Source organism: Mycobacterium sp. IDR2000157661 (assembly GCF_022317005.1).
GTDB lineage: Bacteria > Actinomycetota > Actinomycetes > Mycobacteriales > Mycobacteriaceae > Mycobacterium.
Genome location: NZ_CP081006.1, coordinates 3,673,061 through 3,692,018 on the forward strand (window position 1 = coordinate 3,673,061; position 18,958 = coordinate 3,692,018).

Consider the following 18,958-nt stretch of genomic DNA (forward strand, 5'->3'; position numbering starts at 1 on the left):
GGATCGGCCCCCCCAACCGAGGGCGGAGTACTTTGTCCGCCATGGGTTCTGTCAACGGGAAAGTCGCCCTCATCACCGGCGGGGCGAACGGCATCGGTGAAGAAGTCGCCCGCCGGTTGCACGGCAAGGGCGCCAAGCTGGTGCTCACCGACCTCGACGAGGGCCGACTCTCCGACGTCGCCGCTCGCCTCGGGGACGACCGCGTGCTGACCCTCGTCGCCGACGTGCGGGATCTGCCTGCGATGCAGTCCGCCGTCGACAACGGCATCGAGCGATTCGGCGGCATCGACATCGTGATGGCCAACGCGGGCATCGCGACCGCGGGATCGCTGCTGGCCGTCGACCCGGACGCGTTCAAGACGCTGATCGACGTCAACGTCGTCGGCGTGTTCAACACGGTGCGGGCGGCGCTGCCGTCGGTGATCGAACGCCGCGGCTACGTGCTGATCGTGTCGTCGGCCGCGGCCTATGCGCCGTCGGCGGGGATGGTGGCCTACGACACGTCCAAGGCCGGTGTCGAGCACTTTGCCAACGCGCTGCGGCTGGAACTGGCCCACCGCGGCGTGGATGTCGGGTCGGCGCACATGCTGTGGATCGACACGCCGATGGTGCGGGACGGCAAGGCGGAGTCGCCGGCGTTCCGCGAGATGCTGAACCGGCTGCCCGGGCCGCTGGGCAAGACCACGTCGGTCGAGAAGTGCGGCGAGGTGTTCCTCAAGGGCATCGCGGAACGCAAGCGTCAGATCAACTGCCCGCAGTGGGTGGGGCTGATGCGCTGGCTCAAGCCGGTGCTGGCCTCGCGGCTGGGGGAGCGTGCCACGTTGAAGTCGGTGCCCGAATTGCTGCCGCAGATGGACGCGGAAGTCGTCGCGCAGGGCCGGTCGATGAGTGCCAGGGCCCAGCAACTCAACGGCTGACCGCAAACAGGGCCGGTCAGCCGCGGAAGCCGGGGCCGCGGCGGCGCAGGTAGCGCTCGAACTCGGCGGCCAGCGCGTCGCCGTCGATCTTGCCGAGCGCGTCGTGCATGTCGACCTCGGCGTCGCCGCGTTCCTCCAGCGACTGCACGTACTCGGCGATCTCGTCGTCCTCGGCGGTCATCTCCGACACCGCCTGCTCCCACTCCTCGGCGGCCGAGGGCAGGTCGGCCAGCGGCACCTCGATGTCGAGGACGTCCTCGACGCGGCGCAGCAAGGCCACCGTCGCCTTCGGGTTCGGCGGCTGCGACACGTAGTGCGGGATGGCCGCCCAGAACGTCACTGCGGGGATACCGGCCTGCACACAGGCGTCCTGGAACACCCCGGCGATGCCCGTCGGGCCCTCGTAACGGGTCTCCTCCAGGCCGAACGTCTGGGCCGAATCGGACGAGTAGGCGGCCCCCGACACCGGCACCGGACGGGTGTGCGGCGTGTCGGCCAGCAGCGCGCCGAGGATGACGACGGTCGTCACGTTGAGCTTCTCGGCGATGGCCAGCAGTTCGGCGCAGAACGTGCGCCACCGCATATTGGGTTCGACGCCGTGCATCAGCACGATGTCGCGGTCCGAGCCGGGGGGCCGGCAGTGCGAGATGCGCATCGACGGCCACACCAGCTCGCGGGTGACCCCGTCGACCTGCCGGATGACCGGCCGATTCACCTGGTAGTCGTAGTAGGCCTCGTCGTCGATGTTCACGATCGTGTCGGCTTCCCAGATGGCGTCCAGGTGCTCCAGCGCGTCACTGGCGGCGTCACCGGCGTCGTTCCAGCCCTCGAAGGCCGCGACCACAATCGTGTCGTGGAGTTCTGGCATGTCAGGGCCGGTCGGCGATGAGCCGCGTGCGCGAACAGCATCGGGCCTGGGCCCGCTCGCATCCGACAAGGTCACTACGCCAGCGTAAGCCCTGCCCGACGGCTGCGAGCGGCATCGCCACACGGGTTGACTTGCATCCGGCTACTACCCTGGATCCGTGGCTGAAGTGATCAATGAAGCCGACGGCACCGATCCGCTCGACGTCTGCTCGCAAACGGACCTCGTCATCGACCACTCCAGGTGATCGCAACGAAATAGCTTCCACTGCAATCTGGTTGATCTTGTGACTACGACATTTACTACGACATTCACTACGACATTGCCTACGACATCGCCAACATTGCCGACAAGACCGCGATCGGGGTCGATTGTGGCGATGAGCTGGGCGTCCACACATCGAACGGGTGACATCGTAGACTTTTCACCGTCGAGAGGCGTTGCAACGGATCCGGGTCCTGCCGGTGTCCGCCACGCTCGGCGAAGTCAAGGACGCCTTCCGTTACGGAAGGAACGCATGTGACTGCCTCTGAGTCGAACACCTTGGAGCCCAACATCCGGCCCGACTGCACCGACGAACTGACGGCCGCACTGCGCACGCGGATCATCGTGATCGACGGTGCGATGGGCACGGCGATCCAGCGCGACCGGCCCGACGAGGCCGGCTACCGCGGCGAGCGGTTCAAAGACTGGCCGAGCGACCTGGTGGGCAACAACGACCTGCTCAACCTGACGCAGCCGCAGATCATCGAGGGAATCCACCGCGAGTACCTCGATGCGGGCGCCGACATCCTGGAGACCAACACGTTCAACGCGAACGCGGTCTCGCTGTCCGACTACGACATGGCGAAACTCGCCTACGAGCTGAACTACGCAGGCGCAGCGCTGGCCCGGGCGGCCTGCGACGAGTACAGCACCCCCGACAAGCCCCGCTACGTCGCCGGCGCGCTGGGGCCGACGACGCGGACCGCATCGATCTCGCCGGACGTCAACGACCCCGGCGCCCGCAACGTCTCCTACGACCAACTGGTCGCCGCTTACCTCGAAGCCGCCAACGGCCTCGTCGACGGTGGTTCGGACCTCATCATCGTCGAGACGATCTTCGACTCGCTGAACGCGAAGGCGGCGGTGTTCGCCATCGAGACGCTGTTCGAGGACCGTGGCCGCCGCTGGCCGGTGATCATCTCGGGCACCATCACCGACGCGTCCGGCCGGACGTTGTCCGGTCAGGTCACCGAGGCGTTCTGGAACGCGATCCGGCACGCCAAGCCGCTGGCGGTGGGGCTGAACTGCGCCCTTGGCGCGCCGGAGATGCGGCCCTACATCGCCGAGATGGCGCGCATCGCGGACACCTTCGTCTCCTGCTACCCGAACGCCGGGTTGCCCAACGCCTTCGGCGAGTACGACGAGTCCCCGCAGCGTCAGGCCGGCTACATCGCCGAGTTCGCCGAGGCCGGCCTGGTCAACCTGGTCGGTGGGTGCTGCGGGACGGCGCCGCCGCACATCGCCGAGATCGCCAAGGTCGTCGACGGCGTGAGCCCGAGAGAAGTGCCGCACATTCCGGTGGCCACCCGGCTCTCGGGCCTGGAGCCGCTCAACATCACCGAGGACTCCCTGTTCGTCAACATCGGTGAGCGCACCAACATCACCGGCTCCGCCAGGTTCCGCAACCTGATCAAGGCAGAGGACTACGACACTGCGCTGTCGGTGGCCCTGCAGCAGGTCGAGGTCGGCGCGCAGGTCATCGACGTCAACATGGACGAAGGCATGATCGACGGCGTCGCCGCGATGGACCGGTTCACCAAGCTGATCGCGGCCGAACCGGACATCAGCCGCGTCCCGGTGATGATCGACTCCTCCAAGTGGGAGGTCATCGAGGCGGGACTGAAGAACGTGCAGGGCAAGCCGATCGTCAACTCGATCTCGCTGAAGGAGGGCGAGGAGAAGTTCATCCGCGAGGCGCGGCTGTGCCGCAAGTACGGCGCCGCGGTCGTCGTGATGGCCTTCGACGAGCAGGGGCAGGCCGACAACCTGGAGCGCCGCAAGGTGATCTGCGGGCGCGCCTACCGGATCCTGACCGAAGAGGTCGGCTTCCCGGCCGAGGACATCATCTTCGACCCGAACTGCTTTGCGCTGGCGACCGGTATCGAGGAGCACGCGACCTACGGGATCGACTTCATCGAGGCCTGCGCCTGGATCAAGGAGAACCTACCCGGGGTGCACATCTCCGGCGGCATCTCGAACGTGTCGTTCTCGTTCCGCGGCAACAACCCGGTACGCGAGGCGATCCACGCGGTGTTCCTCTTCCACGCCATCAAGGCCGGCCTCGACATGGGCATCGTCAACGCGGGGGCGCTGGTGCCCTACGACTCGATCGACACCGAACTGCGGGACCGCATCGAGGACGTCGTGCTGAACCGGCGCGAGGACGCGGCCGAACGCCTGCTGGAGATCGCCGAGCGGTACAACAGGTCGGAGCAGAGCGACGAGTCGGCTGTCCAGGAGTGGCGCAACCTCCCGGTCCGCGAGCGCATCACCCACGCCCTGGTCAAGGGCATCGACGCCCACGTCGACGACGACACCGAGCAACTGCGGGCCGAGATCGCCGCCGCAGGAGGTCGCCCGATCGAGGTGATCGAGGGCCCGTTGATGGACGGCATGAATGTCGTCGGCGACCTCTTCGGGTCGGGCAAGATGTTCCTGCCCCAGGTGGTGAAGTCGGCCCGGGTGATGAAGAAGGCCGTCGCGTACCTGCTGCCCTACATCGAGGCGGAGAAGGCGGAGCCCTTGCCCGGGGAGGCTGCGAAGAAGGACACCAACGGCACCATCATCATGGCGACGGTGAAGGGCGACGTCCACGACATCGGCAAGAACATCGTCGGAGTCGTGCTGCAGTGCAACAACTTCGAAGTGATCGACCTCGGCGTGATGGTGCCCGCGAGCAAGATCCTGGACGCGGCCAAGGAGCACAACGCCGACATCATCGGGCTGTCAGGCCTGATCACCCCGTCGCTGGACGAGATGGTCAACTTCGCCGTCGAGATGGAACGCCAGGGGCTGCAGATCCCGCTGCTGATCGGCGGCGCGACCACCTCTCGCGCCCACACCGCGGTGAAGGTGGCACCGCGCCGCAGCGGGCCGGTGGTCTGGGTCAAGGATGCGTCGCGCTCGGTGCCGGTCGCCGCGGCGCTGCTCGACGACAGGCAACGGCCCGCGCTGCTGGAGGCGACCGAGAAGGACTACGCGTCGCTGCGCGAACGGCACGCCCAGAAGAACGAGCGGCCGATGCTGACGCTGGAGAAGGCCCGGGCCAACCGGACGCCGATCGACTGGGACGGCTACACGCCGCCGGTGCCCGCCCAGGGCCTCGGCGTGCGGGAGTTTCTCGACTACGACATCGCCGAGCTGCGCGAGTACATCGACTGGCAGCCGTTCTTCAACGCGTGGGAGATGAAGGGCCGTTTCCCCGACATCCTCAACAACCCGGCCTCGGGCGAGGCTGCCCGCAAGCTGTACGAGGACGCCCAGGAGATGCTCGACACCCTCATCAAGGAGAAGTGGCTGACCGCCAACGGGGTGATCGGGTTCTTCTGCGCGAACGCCGTCGGTGACGACATCGAGGTCTACACAGACGAGACCCGCACCGAGGTGCTGACCACGCTGCACAACCTGCGCCAGCAGGGCGAGCACCGGGCAGGCATCCCGAACCGGTCGCTTGGCGACTTCATCGCACCCCGTGACACCGGTCTTGCCGACTACGTCGGCGCGTTCGCCGTCACCGCGGGGCTCGGCAGCGGTGACAAGATCGCCGAGTTCAAGGCGGCCAACGACGACTACAGCGCCATCCTGCTGGAGTCGATCGCCGACCGGCTGGCCGAGGCGTTCGCCGAACGGATGCACCAACGAGTGCGCAAGGAGTTCTGGGGATATCAGCCTGACGAGCAGCTGGACAACGAGGCGCTCATCGGCGAGAAGTACCAGGGCATCCGCCCGGCGCCCGGCTACCCGGCCTGCCCGGAGCACACCGAGAAGGCGACGCTGTTCACGTTGATGGACGTCACGGAACGAACCGGCATCGAACTGACCGAGTCGATGGCGATGTGGCCCGGCGCTGCGGTCAGCGGTTGGTACTTCTCGCACCCGCAATCGCAGTACTTCGTGGTCGGCCGACTGGCCCAGGACCAGGTCGCCGACTACGCGCGGCGCAAGGGCTGGACCCTGGCCGAAGCCGAGCGTTGGCTCGCCCCGAATCTCGGCTACAACCCGGAGGACTGAATGGGGGAGGTGCTGCGCGCCGTCCTGTTCGATATGGACGGCACGCTCGTCGATTCCGAGAAACTCTGGGATGTCTCGCTGGCCGCACTGTACGTCGAGCTCGGTGGAACGCTCAGCCCCGAGGTTCGTGCCTCGATGGTCGGCGGGTCGGCCGAGGACACCATTCGGACCGTCTACACAGACCTGGGCTTGGAGCTCGATCCGGTGGCCATGGCCGAGTCGAGCCGCCGGCTGCACGACTACACCGCCGAACTCTTCGACGGCGGGCTGCCCTGGTGCGACGGTGCCCGGGAGTTACTGGAAGCGCTTGCAGCCGAACGAACTCCGATGGCGCTGGTGACCAACACCGCGCGTTTCCTGACCGATCGCGCGCTGAACAGCCTTGGCCGACATTACTTCTCGGCAACAGTCTGCGGCGACGAGGTTCCGCGCGGCAAGCCGTCGCCCGACGTCTACGAGCGCGCAGCGGCGTTGCTGGGTCTGCACCCGGCGGAGTGTCTGGCCGTTGAGGACTCGGTGACCGGAACGGCGGCGGCCGAGGCCGCCGGCTGCCCGGTGCTGGTGGTGCCCAACGACGTAGCGGTGCCGAGCGGCCGACGCCGACGTCACATCACGTCGCTCGCCCAGGTCGATGTCGCCGCGCTACGCAGGGTATACGCGGAACTGAATCCGCAGTTCGGCGAACGCACGGCATAAGCCCGGGCGCGGTGCTTGAATTGAGAGCTCCAGCTCACAGCACCGCGGAAGGGGTGACATGGCTGTCGACGGCGTGACCGGCGCTTCCGCGGACGGCGAGGACTACGAATCGGAGTACATCACCGGCAGGGTCGTCAGGGTCGCTGCCGTCGCCGCACTGGGCGGCTTCCTCTTCGGGTACGACAGCGCGGTCATCAACGGCGCCGTCTCCGCGGTCCAGGATCATTTCGGCGTCGACAACGCCACACTCGGTTTCGCCGTCGCGTCCGCCCTGCTGGGTTGCGTGGCCGGTGCCCTGACCGCCGGCCGGCTGGCCGACCGGATCGGTCGCCTACAGGTGATGCGGATCGCGGCGCTGCTGTTCCTGGTCAGCGCCATCGTCACCGGGCTCGCCAACGACATCTGGCTTCTGGTGATCTTCCGCATCGTCGGCGGTGTGGCCGTCGGCATCGCGTCGGTGATCGCGCCTGCCTATATCGCCGAGACGGCGCCGCCCGGGATACGAGGGCGGTTGGGTTCGCTGCAGCAGTTGGCGATCGTCACCGGCATCTTCCTGTCACTGGCGATCGACTTCCTGCTTGCGCACCTGGCCGGTGGGTCACGCGAGGAGCTGTGGCTGGGCCTGGAGGCGTGGCGCTGGATGTTCCTCGCCGAGGCGATACCGGCCATCGCCTACGGTTTGTTGGCCTACACGATCCCGGAGTCGCCACGCTATCTCGTTGCCACATACCGAATCCCGGAGGCCCGCCGGGTGCTGTCGGCGTTGCTCGGCGGCAAGAACATCGACGTGACCATCAACCGGATCCAGGCGACTCTTCAGGCCGAGAAGCCACCCGCCTGGAGCGATCTGCGCAAGCCGACGGGCGGGCTGTACGGCATCGTCTGGGTGGGTCTCGGATTGTCGGTGTTCCAGCAGTTCGTCGGCATCAACGTGATCTTCTACTACTCCAATGTGCTCTGGGAGGCCGTCGGCTTCGACGAAAGCATGGCCTTCCTGATCACCGTGATCACCTCGGTTACCAACATCGTCACCACCCTCGTCGCGATCGCCCTGATCGACAAGGTCGGGCGAAAGCCGTTGCTGCTCATCGGGTCCAGCGGTATGGCCGTCACCCTGGCCACCATGGCGGTCATCTTCGGCACCGCCCCGCAAGTCGACGGCCAACCTGCGCTCGGCGATGTCGCCGGACCGGTGGCACTGGTCGCGGCGAACTTGTTCGTGGTGGCGTTCGGCATGTCGTGGGGGCCGGTGGTGTGGGTGCTGCTGGGTGAGATGTTCCCGAACCGGATCCGTGCCGCCGCACTGGGACTGGCCGCCGCCGGCCAGTGGATGGCCAACTGGGCCATCACCGTCACCTTCCCCGCACTGCGTGACGTCCTCGGCGTGGCCTACGGGTTCTACGCGTTGTGCGCGGTGCTGTCCTTCGTGTTCGTGTGGCGCTGGGTCCAGGAGACCAAGGGCAAGCATCTCGAGGACATGAGCGGCGAGATCAGGCGCATAAGGCAGCCGTCTGAGCGCGATTGAGGAGACCGTCGACGTCCTGGTCGCCGGCTCCGCCGGGGCATTGGCAGGGGCGTACACCGCTGCCCGAGAAGGGTTGTCGGTCGCGATCGTCGAGGCGAGCGACCGGTTCGGCGGCACCTTCGCCTACTCCGGCGGCGGCGGGATGTGGTATCCGGGCAACCCGGTGCTGATGCGAGCCGGTTGTGACGACACGGCCTCCGACGCCCTGCGCTACTTCCGCGCCGTCGTCGGCGACCGCACCCCGGCCGAGATGCAGGAGACCTACGTGCGCGGCGGCGCAGCACTGATCGAGTACCTGGAACGCGACGAGCACTTCGCGTTCAAGGTCCTGCCCTGGCCGGACTACTACAGCTCGCTGCCCGCCGCACGCACCGACGGCATGCGCCACATCGTGTCCAAGGCGGTGCCGGACGAGCGCCTCGGACGGTTCCGCGGCCTGGTCCGAGGCCCGCTCGACCACGAGCGTCTCGGTGCCCCGCAGCCCGACCTGCTGACCGGCGGCCGGGCTCTCATCGGACGGTTCCTGTGGGCGATGGCGGACCATCCGGCGGTGGCCGCGCACCTGGACACCAGCCTCGTCGACCTCGTCGTCGACGACGGGCGCGTCGTCGGCGGGGTGGTCGAGCACCGCGGGGTGCGACGCACGATCGGTGCGCGCCGCGGCGTGCTGCTCGCAGCGGGCGGCTTCGAGCAGAACGACGCCATGCGGGCCGAATACGGCGTACCCGGCGCCGCGCGCGACACCATGGGTGCCCCGGCCAACACCGGGCTCGCGCACCGGGCGGCGATCGCGGCAGGCGCCGCCGTCGACCTGATGGACCAGGCGTGGTGGGCGCCGGGACTCATCCATCCCGACGGCAGGGCCGCGTTCGCCCTGTGCTTCACCGGCGGCATCTTCGTCGACCGCGCAGGCAGACGGTTCGTCAACGAGTCTGCGGCATACGACCGGCTGGGCCGAGAGATCCTGCGCGCCATGGGTGGTGGGACCGTCGGCACCCCCTACTGGATGGTCTACGACAGCCGCGCCGGCGAGCAGCCACCCGTCATGGCCACCAACGTGTCGTTCTCGCCGACGCAGGAGTACCGGGACAAGGGGCTGTGGGTGCAAGCCGACACCGTGGCGGGGCTGGCCACCGAGATCGGCGTGCCCGCCGACCAACTCGAGGCCACCGTCCGTCGGTTCAACGAACTCGCCCTGCGCGACGATGACGAGGACTTCGGCCGCGGCCGCGAATCCTTCGACCGCGCATTCACCGGCGGCGCCTCGCCGCTCGTGCCGATCGACACCCCGCCGTACCGGGCCGCGGCCTTCGGCGTCTCCGATCTGGGCACCAAGGGCGGGCTGCGCACCGACGTCGACGCCCGCGTCCTGGACGCCGGCGGCAGGCCGATCGGCGGCCTGTACGCGGCGGGCAACACCATGGCCGCCGTCTCCGGCGAGACCTATCCCGGTGGGGGGAATCCGATCGGGGCGTCGCTGTTGTTCAGCCACCGCGCCGCATTGCACATGGCGGGCAGATGAGCGGGTCGGGCAAACCGGCGTGACCGCGTCGGTGTCCGCGTGAAACAATCGCGTGCCGTGAAGACCTTCGATGCCCTGTTCGCCGAGCTCAGCGAACGCGCGCGCAGCCGCCCTGCCGGCAGCGGCACCGTCGCGGCGCTGGATGCGGGCGTGCACGGGATCGGAAAGAAGATCCTCGAGGAGGCCGGCGAGGTGTGGCTGGCCGCCGAGCACGAGGGTGACGAGGAACTGGCCGAGGAGATCAGCCAGCTCCTGTACTGGACCCAGGTGCTGATGATCGCGCGGGGTCTGGGCCTCGACGATGTCTACGGGAAGTTGTGAGCGTGCTCCGCGTCGCCGTCCCCAACAAGGGCACACTGTCCGAACCCGCGAGCGAGATCCTGTCGGAGGCCGGCTACCGGCGCCGCACCGACCCCAAGGACCTGACCGTCGTCGACCCCGCTAACAACGTCGAGTTCTTCTTCCTGCGGCCCAAGGACATCGCCATCTATGTCGGGTCGGGGCAGCTCGACTTCGGGATCACCGGCCGCGACCTGGCGGCCGAGTCCGACGCCCCGGTTCGTGAGCGGTTGGCGCTGGGCTTCGGATCCTCGACATTCCGCTACGCGGCGCCGGCCGGACGGCAGTGGCGCGTCGAGGACCTCGCCGGCAGGCGGATCGCCACCGCCTTTCCGAACCTGGTCCGAAAAGACTTGGCGGCCAGAGGAATCGAGGCGACGGTGATCCGGCTCGACGGCGCCGTGGAGATCTCGGTACAACTCGGGGTGGCCGACGCGATCGCCGACGTCGTCGGGTCCGGGCGGACCCTGGGTCTGCACGACCTCGTCGCATTCGGGGATCCGCTGTGTGACTCGGAAGCCGTGCTGATCGAGGGGGAGGACGCGCCCGAGGGCAACGCCGCCGCGCGCGACCAACTCGCCGCCCGGGTGCAGGGCGTGGTGTTCGGCCAGCAGTACCTGATGCTCGACTACGACTGCCCGCGTAGCCTGCTCGAGGCGGCGTCGGCCGTCACGCCGGGTCTGGAGTCACCCACCATCGCCCCGCTGGCCGACCCGGCCTGGGTTGCGGTGCGCGCCCTGGTGCCACGCCGCGACGTCAACGCGATCATGGACGAACTGGCGGCCATCGGCGCTAAGGCGATCCTGGCCTCCGACATCCGGTTCTGCCGGTTCTGATTCGACAGGACCCGCGCCGCGCTGCGTGTTAGCGTCCGGAGGTTGATCACACCGGTCGGAGGTTGAGATGACGCACGCGCTGGTTCTGTTGCTCGCCCTGGCGATCGGCGTGATCGCCGGCCTGCGGGCACTCACCGCGCCGGCCGCGGTCGCCTGGGGCGCGATGCTCGGCTGGATCGACGTCGACGGTAAGTGGTCGGAGTGGATGGCTCATCCGATCACGGTGACCGTGCTGACGATCTTTCTGCTCGTCGAGTTGGTCACCGATCAGCTGCCGCGGACTCCGAGCCGCAAGACCGCGCCGCAGTTCATCACCCGACTCATCATGGGCGCGTTCGCCGGTGCGGTGATCGGCAGCGCGTTCCTCCACACCTTCAGCGCGCTGGGAGCCGGAATGGCCGGTGCGGTGATCGGCACGCTGGCCGGTGCCGCGGCACGTCAGCGCTTCGCCGCCGCCCGCGACGGCCAGGACCGCCCCGGCGCCATCCTCGAAGACGTCGTTGCCGTCGGCGGCGGCTTCCTCGTCGCCTTCCTGGTCAGCCTCGTCTGACGGCTCGGTCCGAAATGAGTGAAGTGACAGAGGAATTCGACGCGATCATCGTCGGTGCGGGGCAGGCCGGGCCGCCGCTGGCCGGACGCCTGACCAAGGCCGGACAGCGGGTGGCGCTGATCGAGCGCAAACTGGTCGGCGGCACCTGCGTCAACTACGGATGCATCCCGACCAAGACCCTGGTCGCCAGTGCGCACGCCGCGCACCTGGCCCGCCGCGGCGCCGAATACGGTGTCAGCACCGGCGATATCGCCGTCGACATGGCCAAGGTGAAGGCACGCAAGGACAAGATCATGCTCGACGACCGCGAAGGTGTCGAGTCGTGGCTGGAGGGCATGGACGGCTGCACGTTCATCCGCGGCCACGCGCGCTTCGAGGGTCCGCATACGATCCGCGTCGGCGACCGGGTGCTGCGGGCGGAGCGGATCTTCCTCAACGTGGGTGGGCGCGCGGTGACGCCGGACATGCCCGGACTGTCCGACATCGACTATCTGACCAACGTCGGCATACTCGAACTCGACGTCGTCCCCGACCATCTCGTCGTCATCGGGGGCAGCTACATCGCGTTGGAGTTCGCGCAGATGTACCGCCGCTTCGGCGCCCGGGTGACCGTACTCGAGAAGGGCCCCCGGCTGACTTCGCGTGAGGACGAGGACGTCTCCGCGGCCATCCGCGACATCCTCGAAAAGGAAGGCATCGACGTCGTCGTCGGCGCCGACGCGATCCAATTCACCAAGCGCGACAACGGTTTCGAAGTGGTACCAAGCGACGGCGCGGCGCCGATCGCGGGCACGCACCTGCTGGTCGCCGTCGGCCGCAACCCCAATACCGACGACCTCGGGCTGGACAAGGCGGGTGTGGAGACCGACGCCCGCGGCTACATCACCGTCGACGACCAACTCCGCACGAACGTCGGCCACATCTGGGCGATGGGCGACTGCAACGGAAAGGGCGCCTTCACGCACACGTCGTACAACGACTTCGAGATCGTGGCCGCCAACCTGCTCGACGACGACCCGCGCCGCGTCAGCGATCGCATCACCACCTACGCGCTCTACATCGATCCGCCGCTGGGCAGGGCGGGCCTGACGGCCGACCAGGTGCGCAAGTCCGGACGAAAGGCGTTGGTGGGCAAGCGGCCGATGACACGGGTGGGGCGGGCCGTCGAGAAGGGCGAGACCCAGGGCTTCATGAAGGTGGTGGTCGACGCCGAGACGCACCAGATCCTCGGTGCGGCGATCCTCGGTGTCGGCGGCGACGAGGTGGTGCACGCCATCCTCGACATCATGACCGCCAAGAAGCCGTACACCGCCATCTCGCGAACGATGCACATCCACCCGACGGTCAGCGAGTTGGTGCCGACACTTCTTCAGGACTTGAAGCCACTGTCGTGAGCGACCGGCCGACCATGTCGAATCGCCGGCGTAGGGCGGCACTCACGGGCGCCGTTGCACGAACAGGGTCTGTGCCGCGGTGCCGATGAACCCCTGCCGGTCGAACAGGTCCGCGGTGGTCACTCCGATGCCGTCAGGACCGATCGAACCGCGTGCGCGCAGCGCGAAATCGGTGCCCGCAGGCAACCGGTGCAGGTGAACAGCGGTGTCGGTGTTCATGAAGACGAACCGCTCCGGGTCCAGCGCAGCGCCCACCCCGTTGGCGCTGTCGACCACCATCGCGAGCCGCTGCAGATCGGTGGTCGGCTCCGAATCGACAAGCGGCACAAGCGGACTCATCCACGATATGTTGCCGGTGCCGTCGGTCGCCGGTTGGCGCCGCCAGCTGACCGCCTCGAGGTAGCCTGTCGCCCCCTGCCAGCTGTGTGGCACCGGATCGGGTGCGCCCTCGACCAGGGGTGGATAGCGGTCGGTCGTGGCGTCGCTTGTGTCGCTGGTCGCCAGCAGCCAGGCGGTGACACGCGCCACGACACGGTCGGCGCCGCCGGGCCGGGCGGCCGACATCTCGGCCACGATCAAGGAGATCCGTGCGCCGGGGCGCTCCACCCGCGTGTGCACCCGCACCGGTGCGACGGGAATCGCGCCGAAGATGTCCAGGGTGAGGCGGCCGACCCGCATCCCGGTGTCGGCGGCCGACTCCTCGATCAGCTTGGTCATCAGCGCAAGCGGCGGCGACCCGTGCTGGATCCGCGGATCCCAGTTGCTGCGGGTCCCGTCGGTGGAGTCGAACAGTTGACCCGTGCCGTCGGCGCCGACACGGCGGTAGAAGCAGTCGATCACGCAGCGGGCTCCGCGGTGCGCAGCACGGCCTCGTCGGCGTCGGGTGAGCCCTCGTCGGGCACCTCGGGCCAGCCTGGGTACGGTGGCGGCGTCCCGCCGAACTCCGGGCAGTGTGACCGGTGGGCGCACCAGTCGCACAGTGCCGACGGTCGCGGGCGGAAATCGCCGGTGGCGCCCGCGGTCAGGATTGCCCGCCATATCGCCATCAGCGTCTTCTCGAAGCGCAGCAGCTCGTCGTGGTCGGGGGAGTAGTCGAGGATCTGACCGTCGGCCAGGTACAGCAGCCGCAGCCGCGTCGGCAACACCCCGCGAGAGCGGAACAACGCCACGGCGTAGAACTTCATCTGGAACATTGCCTTGAACTCGGCGAGGGCCCGCGCCTCGGGAGGGGCCTTGCCGGTCTTGTAGTCCACCACCCGCAGCTCGCCGGTAGGCGCGACGTCGATGCGGTCGACGAAGCCACGCAGCAGCGTGCCGTCGGCCAGCTCCACCTCGACCCGCTGTTCGCAGCTGTCGGGTTCGAAGCGGGTGGGGTCCTCGAGCCGGTAGTAGCCCGCCAGCAGGGCCCGCGCCTCGGCGAGCAGGTCGGCGCGCAGGTCCGGTGCGATGTCGCCGGCCAGATCGGGCTTTTCGGCCAGTACCTGGTCCCAGGCGGGGTCGACGAGGGTCAGTGCGGTCTCAGGCCCGCGCTGCGGAGCCGGCAGTGCGTAGAGCTGCTCCAGGGCGGCGTGCACGACGGAGCCCCGCAGCTGCGCGGAAGACGGCGGCTCCGGCAGCCGGTCGATCGCGCGGAACCGGTACAGCAGCGGGCATTGCTTGAAGTCGGCGGCCCGCGACGGGGACAGCGCCGGGCGCCGCGCCGGCCGGGCCTGCTCCGGCCCGAGGCGCGAGCCGCCGTCATCCCCGTGCTGATCACCCATACCGGCAGCCTAGAACCGACGCCCGACAACCCCGGGCAGCCGTAGCGGCGCGTCTACTGGCAGGCTGAACAGCTGTGCCAAGAACCGGTCCGTTCGCCGTGGGGGACCGGGTGCAGCTCACCGACGCCAAGGGGCGTCACTACACGATGGTGCTGACGCCCGGCGGGGAGTTCCATACCCACCGCGGAATCATCGCGCTGGACACCGTCATCGGTCTGCCCGAGGGCAGCGTCGTCAAGTCGACCAGCGGCGACCAGTTCCTGGTGCTGCGGCCGCTGCTCGTCGACTACGTGATGTCGATGCCGCGCGGTGCGCAGGTCGTCTATCCCAAGGACGCCGCGCAGATCGTGCACGAGGGCGACATCTTCCCCGGCGCCCGGGTGCTGGAGGCCGGGGCCGGCTCCGGCGCGCTGACATGCTCGCTGCTGCGGGCAGTCGGTCCGCAGGGACGGGTGATCTCGTATGAGGTGCGCGACGACCACGCCGTGCACGCCGAACGCAACGTCAGGACCTTCTTCGGGGCGCTCCCGCCGAACTGGGACCTGGTCATCGCCGACCTCGGCGAGTACGGCGGACCGGAGGTGGACCGCGTCGTGCTCGACATGCTGGCCCCCTGGGAGGTGCTCGACACGGTCGCCTCAGCGCTGGTGGCCGGCGGGGTGCTGATGATCTACGTCGCGACGGTCACCCAGCTGTCCCGCGCGGTGGAGGCACTGCGCGAGCAGCAGTGCTGGACCGAACCGCGGGCGTGGGAGAGCATGCAGCGCGGTTGGCACGTCGTCGGCCTGGCGGTGCGCCCGCAACACACGATGCGCGGCCACACCGCGTTTCTGATCAGTGCGCGCAAGCTCGCGCCGGGCGCGGTGGCCCCGATGCCGGCGCGACGCAAACGCCAGATCGGGATCTAGTCGTCGGTGCTGCGCCGCAGGCCGCGCCGGGTCGACAGCAGCTCCATCTCCGGGCGTGAGGCCACCAGCCGCTCGGCGGCATCGAGCACGTCGACGACATGGCCGCGGTCGGCCGCGACCAGCGCCACCCCGACGTTGGCACGCCGATGCAGGTCCAGCGCGCCGGTTTCGGCGGCCGACACGGCGAACCGGCGGTGCAGTTCGGCGATCACCGGGCGGACGGCCGAGCGCTTCTGTTTGAGTGAGCGCACGTCCCCGAGTAGCAGATCGAACTCCAGCCAGCCGATCCACATCGCGATCAGGGCGTCGGCGTCGGGGCCGGAACGTCGCCGAGTTGCAGCAGTGCGTCGGCCGTGTCGCGGGTCAACTTCCAGCGGCCGTCGGCGAAGTGGAACTCCATCGGGAACGTGAACTCGCCTGCGTCGGCGTCGGCGGTTCTGATGGTGATCATCGCCAGCACTGCCGGCTGAGCGCCTTGCTGACCGCCCTGCGAATCGTCGGCCCAGGTGAGGTCTTTAGCCTCGAAGGTGGTGGGCGTCAAGCCACCGTCGCGCAGCGCCTGGCCGAACTTGTCCATCGCGACCGCGTCGTCGGGCGTGGCCATCTCGATAGCGTCGAGTTTCTCGACGCCGGGGATGTTCGGGTCGGCGATGCGCGCCATGACGTCGGTCAACGCGGCCGGCGGGGGCAGTGGCGCCGTGGGTGCGGAATCGGGCGGCGCCGTCACCGTCGGCGGTCTGGTGATGGGTGCCGGCGTGGCCACCGGTGGTGTCTGCGCCGACTCGTCGTCACCACACCCGACAAGCCCGAGCGCCGCCGCGATAGCGACGGCGCTCAGGACTGTGGCTCGGGTGGTGCGCTGCACCGAATGGATCAGCCGACCGACGACAGCAGCGAAAGCGCCGAGGCCTTGCCCAGTTGCCAGTTCCCGTTCGGGGCCCGGAAGAACTGCACGGTTTCAGTCCTGCTGACTCCAGTCGCCGTCGTCGCGGTGACGGTCGCAGTCGCAGCGTCGCCCGTCTGAACGATGTTCTGAACCGAGAACTGCAGCGGGAACTTGCCCTCGCGAGCCGCGTTGCTGTACGCGCGGTCGGCGGTGATGCCTTCGATTCGTCCGGTGCCGCCCTGGATATAGGCGGCCTTGTTGCCGCTCGGGGAGAACGAGCCGGGGCCCGCGAGCACATTGAGCGTCGTCAGCAGCGGACCCTGCAGTTCCGCCCCTTCTCCTTGGAGAGGCATCGGAATGCCAAACACCACCGGCGCCACGGCCGGTCCGGCGGAGATAGCGGGGGACGCAAGAGATGTCACACCTGCCGCGGCACCGCCGACGACAGCGGCTGCCGCGACACCGGTAACGAGGGTTTTCAGGGTCACGATGGTCCTTTCGATGGGGCCAACTCACCAGAGAGGCTAACAGTGGTGCTGGTGTGTCGAATTGCTACACCGCACACAAAGTCTGAATCGCCGGTAGCGTTGAAGTTGTTACTGCACCAACTTCCGGTGCGGGGAGGAGCGCAATATGAGTGAATCAGAGCGTTCTGAAGCCTACTCAGAAGGTTTCAACACCCACGAGTCAGGTCTGTCCAGCGAGGACGCCGCCGAACTCGAAGAGCTGCGTCGCGAGGCGGCCATACTGCGCGAGCAGTTGGAGAACGCGGTCGGTCCGCATAGTGGTCTGCGCAGTGCACGCGACGTGCACCAGCTCGAGGCGCGGATCGACTCCCTCGCCGCACGCAACGCCAAGCTGATGGAGACCCTCAAAGAGGCCCGCCAACAGTTGCTGGCTCTGCGCGAAGAGGTCGACCGGCTGGGACAGCCGCCGAGCGGTTACGGCGTGCTGCTGGGTGTGCAGGACGATGACACCGTCGACGTATTCACCTCCGGTCGCAAGATGCGGCTGACGTGCTCACCCAACATCGACACCAGCACCCTCAAGCAGGGCCAGACCGTCCGCCTCAATGAGGCGCTCACGGTCGTGGAGGCCGGCACCTTCGAGGCGGTCGGCGAGATCAGCACGCTGCGCGAGATCCTGTCCGACGGACACCGCGCACTGGTCGTCGGTCATGCCGACGAGGAGCGCATCGTGTGGCTGGCCGAGCCACTGGTCGCCGCCGAGGACCTGCCCGAGTCCTACGAGGACGACCTGGCCGACGACCGGCCCCGCAGGCTGCGCCCGGGCGATTCGCTGCTGGTCGACACCAAGGCCGGATACGCGTTCGAGCGGATTCCCAAGGCCGAGGTCGAGGATCTGGTGCTCGAGGAGGTCCCCGACGTCAGCTACAACGACATCGGTGGGCTGGGCAGGCAGATCGAGCAGATCCGCGACGCGGTCGAGCTGCCGTTCCTGCACAAGGAGCTCTACCGCGAATACTCGCTGCGTCCGCCCAAGGGTGTGCTGCTTTACGGTCCGCCCGGTTGCGGTAAGACGCTGATCGCCAAGGCGGTGGCCAACTCGCTGGCCAAGAAGATGGCCGAGGTCCGCGGCGACGACGCCCGCGAGGCGAAGAGCTATTTCCTCAACATCAAGGGTCCCGAGCTGCTGAACAAGTTCGTCGGCGAGACCGAACGTCACATCCGGCTGATCTTCCAGCGCGCCCGCGAGAAGGCCTCCGAGGGCACGCCGGTGATCGTGTTCTTCGACGAGATGGACTCGATATTCCGCACCCGCGGCACCGGCGTCAGCTCGGATGTGGAGACCACCGTCGTGCCCCAGCTGCTCTCCGAGATCGACGGCGTCGAGGGCCTCGAGAACGTCATCGTCATCGGGGCCTCCAACCGCGAGGACATGATCGACCCGGCGATCCTGCGACCCGGCCGCCTCGACGTCAAGATCAAGATCGAGCGGCCGGACGCCGAAGCGGCGCAGGACATCTTCTCCAAGTACCTCACCGAGGAGCTACCGGTCAACGAGGACGACCTCGCGGAGTTCGGCGGAGATCGGTCGCTGACCATCAAGGGGATGATCGAGAAGGTCGTCGAGCGGATGTACGCCGAGATCGACGACAACCGCTTCCTCGAGGTGACCTACGCCAACGGCGACAAGGAGGTCATGTACTTCAAGGACTTCAACTCCGGCGCCATGATCCAGAACGTGGTCGACCGGGCCAAGAAGTACGCGATCAAGTCGGTCCTCGAGACCGGCCAGCCCGGTCTGCGGATACAGCATCTGCTCGACTCGATCGTCGACGAGTTCGCCGAGAACGAGGACCTGCCCAACACCACCAACCCCGATGACTGGGCGCGGATCTCGGGCAAGAAGGGCGAGCGAATCGTCTACATCCGCACGCTGGTCACCGGCAAGAGCTCGAGTGCCAGCCGCGCCATCGACACCGAGTCGAACCTGGGGCAGTACCTCTGACGGGAGCGACGGC

The 18,958-nt window shown here is 68.1% G+C and carries 17 protein-coding genes; 11 read left to right on the top strand and 6 right to left on the bottom strand.

Translation table 11 applies throughout. From position 1 onward, the window contains the following. Positions 1–41: 41 nt before the first annotated feature. Positions 42–917 (top strand): SDR family oxidoreductase, encoded by an 876-nt coding sequence (locus K3G64_RS18980; RefSeq protein ID WP_238886480.1) that lies wholly within the window; start codon positions 42–44, stop codon positions 915–917. A gap of 16 nt (positions 918–933) precedes the next feature. On the opposite strand, the gene K3G64_RS18985 is transcribed toward K3G64_RS18980, so the two are convergent. Further along, complete coding sequence (locus K3G64_RS18985; protein ID WP_238886482.1) at positions 934–1,785, bottom strand: PAC2 family protein; 852 nt, start codon at positions 1,783–1,785, stop codon at positions 934–936. Positions 1,786–2,301: 516 nt separating this feature from the next. Here K3G64_RS18985 and metH point away from each other — a divergent pair. The 8 genes from metH (at position 2,302) to K3G64_RS19025 (ending at position 12,919) form a co-directional block, all read left to right on the top strand. Then, the gene (gene metH / locus K3G64_RS18990) at positions 2,302–6,057 is read left to right on the top strand and encodes a methionine synthase (RefSeq protein ID WP_238886484.1); all 3,756 of its coding nucleotides are present in this window, start codon (positions 2,302–2,304) and stop codon (positions 6,055–6,057) included. A gap of 12 nt (positions 6,058–6,069) precedes the next feature. Then, positions 6,070–6,753, top strand: coding sequence for an HAD family hydrolase (locus K3G64_RS18995; protein ID WP_238950817.1), 684 nt, complete (start codon positions 6,070–6,072; stop codon positions 6,751–6,753). A 58-nt stretch (positions 6,754–6,811) separates the two neighbouring features. Then, positions 6,812–8,278 carry a sugar porter family MFS transporter gene (locus K3G64_RS19000; RefSeq protein WP_238886486.1) on the top strand — a complete coding sequence of 489 codons (1,467 nt, stop codon included), beginning with the start codon at positions 6,812–6,814 and terminating at the stop codon, positions 8,276–8,278. Then, positions 8,265–9,800: an FAD-binding protein gene (locus K3G64_RS19005; protein WP_238950819.1), complete on the top strand. Its 1,536-nt coding sequence runs from the start codon at positions 8,265–8,267 to the stop codon at positions 9,798–9,800. The genes K3G64_RS19000 and K3G64_RS19005 overlap by 14 nt, the downstream gene beginning before the upstream one ends. Positions 9,801–9,839: 39 nt before the next feature. Next, positions 9,840–10,121: a phosphoribosyl-ATP diphosphatase gene (locus K3G64_RS19010; protein WP_238886487.1), complete on the top strand. Its 282-nt coding sequence runs from the start codon at positions 9,840–9,842 to the stop codon at positions 10,119–10,121. A 2-nt stretch (positions 10,122–10,123) separates the two neighbouring features. Beyond that, positions 10,124–10,975 (top strand): ATP phosphoribosyltransferase, encoded by an 852-nt coding sequence (gene hisG / locus K3G64_RS19015; RefSeq protein ID WP_238950821.1) that lies wholly within the window; start codon positions 10,124–10,126, stop codon positions 10,973–10,975. A 67-nt stretch (positions 10,976–11,042) separates the two neighbouring features. After that, positions 11,043–11,525: a DUF4126 family protein gene (locus tag K3G64_RS19020; protein WP_238886488.1), complete on the top strand. Its 483-nt coding sequence runs from the start codon at positions 11,043–11,045 to the stop codon at positions 11,523–11,525. A 23-nt stretch (positions 11,526–11,548) separates the two neighbouring features. Beyond that, positions 11,549–12,919 (top strand): FAD-containing oxidoreductase, encoded by a 1,371-nt coding sequence (locus tag K3G64_RS19025; protein WP_238950822.1) that lies wholly within the window; start codon positions 11,549–11,551, stop codon positions 12,917–12,919. A gap of 42 nt (positions 12,920–12,961) precedes the next feature. Here K3G64_RS19025 and K3G64_RS19030 read toward each other — a convergent pair whose 3' ends face one another. Beyond that, positions 12,962–13,759 carry a thioesterase family protein gene (locus K3G64_RS19030; RefSeq protein ID WP_238886489.1) on the bottom strand — a complete coding sequence of 266 codons (798 nt, stop codon included), beginning with the start codon at positions 13,757–13,759 and terminating at the stop codon, positions 12,962–12,964. Beyond that, the gene (locus K3G64_RS19035) at positions 13,756–14,679 is read right to left on the bottom strand and encodes a RecB family exonuclease (RefSeq protein ID WP_238886490.1); all 924 of its coding nucleotides are present in this window, start codon (positions 14,677–14,679) and stop codon (positions 13,756–13,758) included. Before K3G64_RS19035 ends, K3G64_RS19030 begins: the two co-directional genes overlap by 4 nt. A gap of 74 nt (positions 14,680–14,753) precedes the next feature. Here K3G64_RS19035 and K3G64_RS19040 point away from each other — a divergent pair, with 74 nt between their 5' ends. Then, positions 14,754–15,587 carry a tRNA (adenine-N1)-methyltransferase gene (locus tag K3G64_RS19040; RefSeq protein WP_238886491.1) on the top strand — a complete coding sequence of 278 codons (834 nt, stop codon included), beginning with the start codon at positions 14,754–14,756 and terminating at the stop codon, positions 15,585–15,587. Here K3G64_RS19040 and K3G64_RS19045 read toward each other — a convergent pair. The 3 genes from K3G64_RS19045 to K3G64_RS19055 are packed head-to-tail and all read right to left on the bottom strand — an operon-like array spanning position 15,584 to position 16,853. After that, a complete protein-coding gene (locus K3G64_RS19045; protein ID WP_238886492.1) occupies positions 15,584–15,880 on the bottom strand; it encodes a DUF503 domain-containing protein in 297 nt (98 codons plus the stop codon). The genes K3G64_RS19040 and K3G64_RS19045 overlap by 4 nt on opposite strands. A 5-nt stretch (positions 15,881–15,885) precedes the next feature. Next, positions 15,886–16,452, bottom strand: coding sequence for a hypothetical protein (locus tag K3G64_RS19050; protein ID WP_238886493.1), 567 nt, complete (start codon positions 16,450–16,452; stop codon positions 15,886–15,888). An 8-nt stretch (positions 16,453–16,460) separates the two neighbouring features. Then, entirely contained in the window at positions 16,461–16,853 is a 393-nt protein-coding gene (locus K3G64_RS19055; RefSeq protein ID WP_370646992.1) for a hypothetical protein, read from the bottom strand. A gap of 253 nt (positions 16,854–17,106) precedes the next feature. Here K3G64_RS19055 and arc point away from each other — a divergent pair, with 253 nt between their 5' ends. Then, the gene (gene arc / locus K3G64_RS19060) at positions 17,107–18,945 is read left to right on the top strand and encodes a proteasome ATPase (protein ID WP_238886495.1); all 1,839 of its coding nucleotides are present in this window, start codon (positions 17,107–17,109) and stop codon (positions 18,943–18,945) included. Positions 18,946–18,958: the final 13 nt, after the last annotated feature.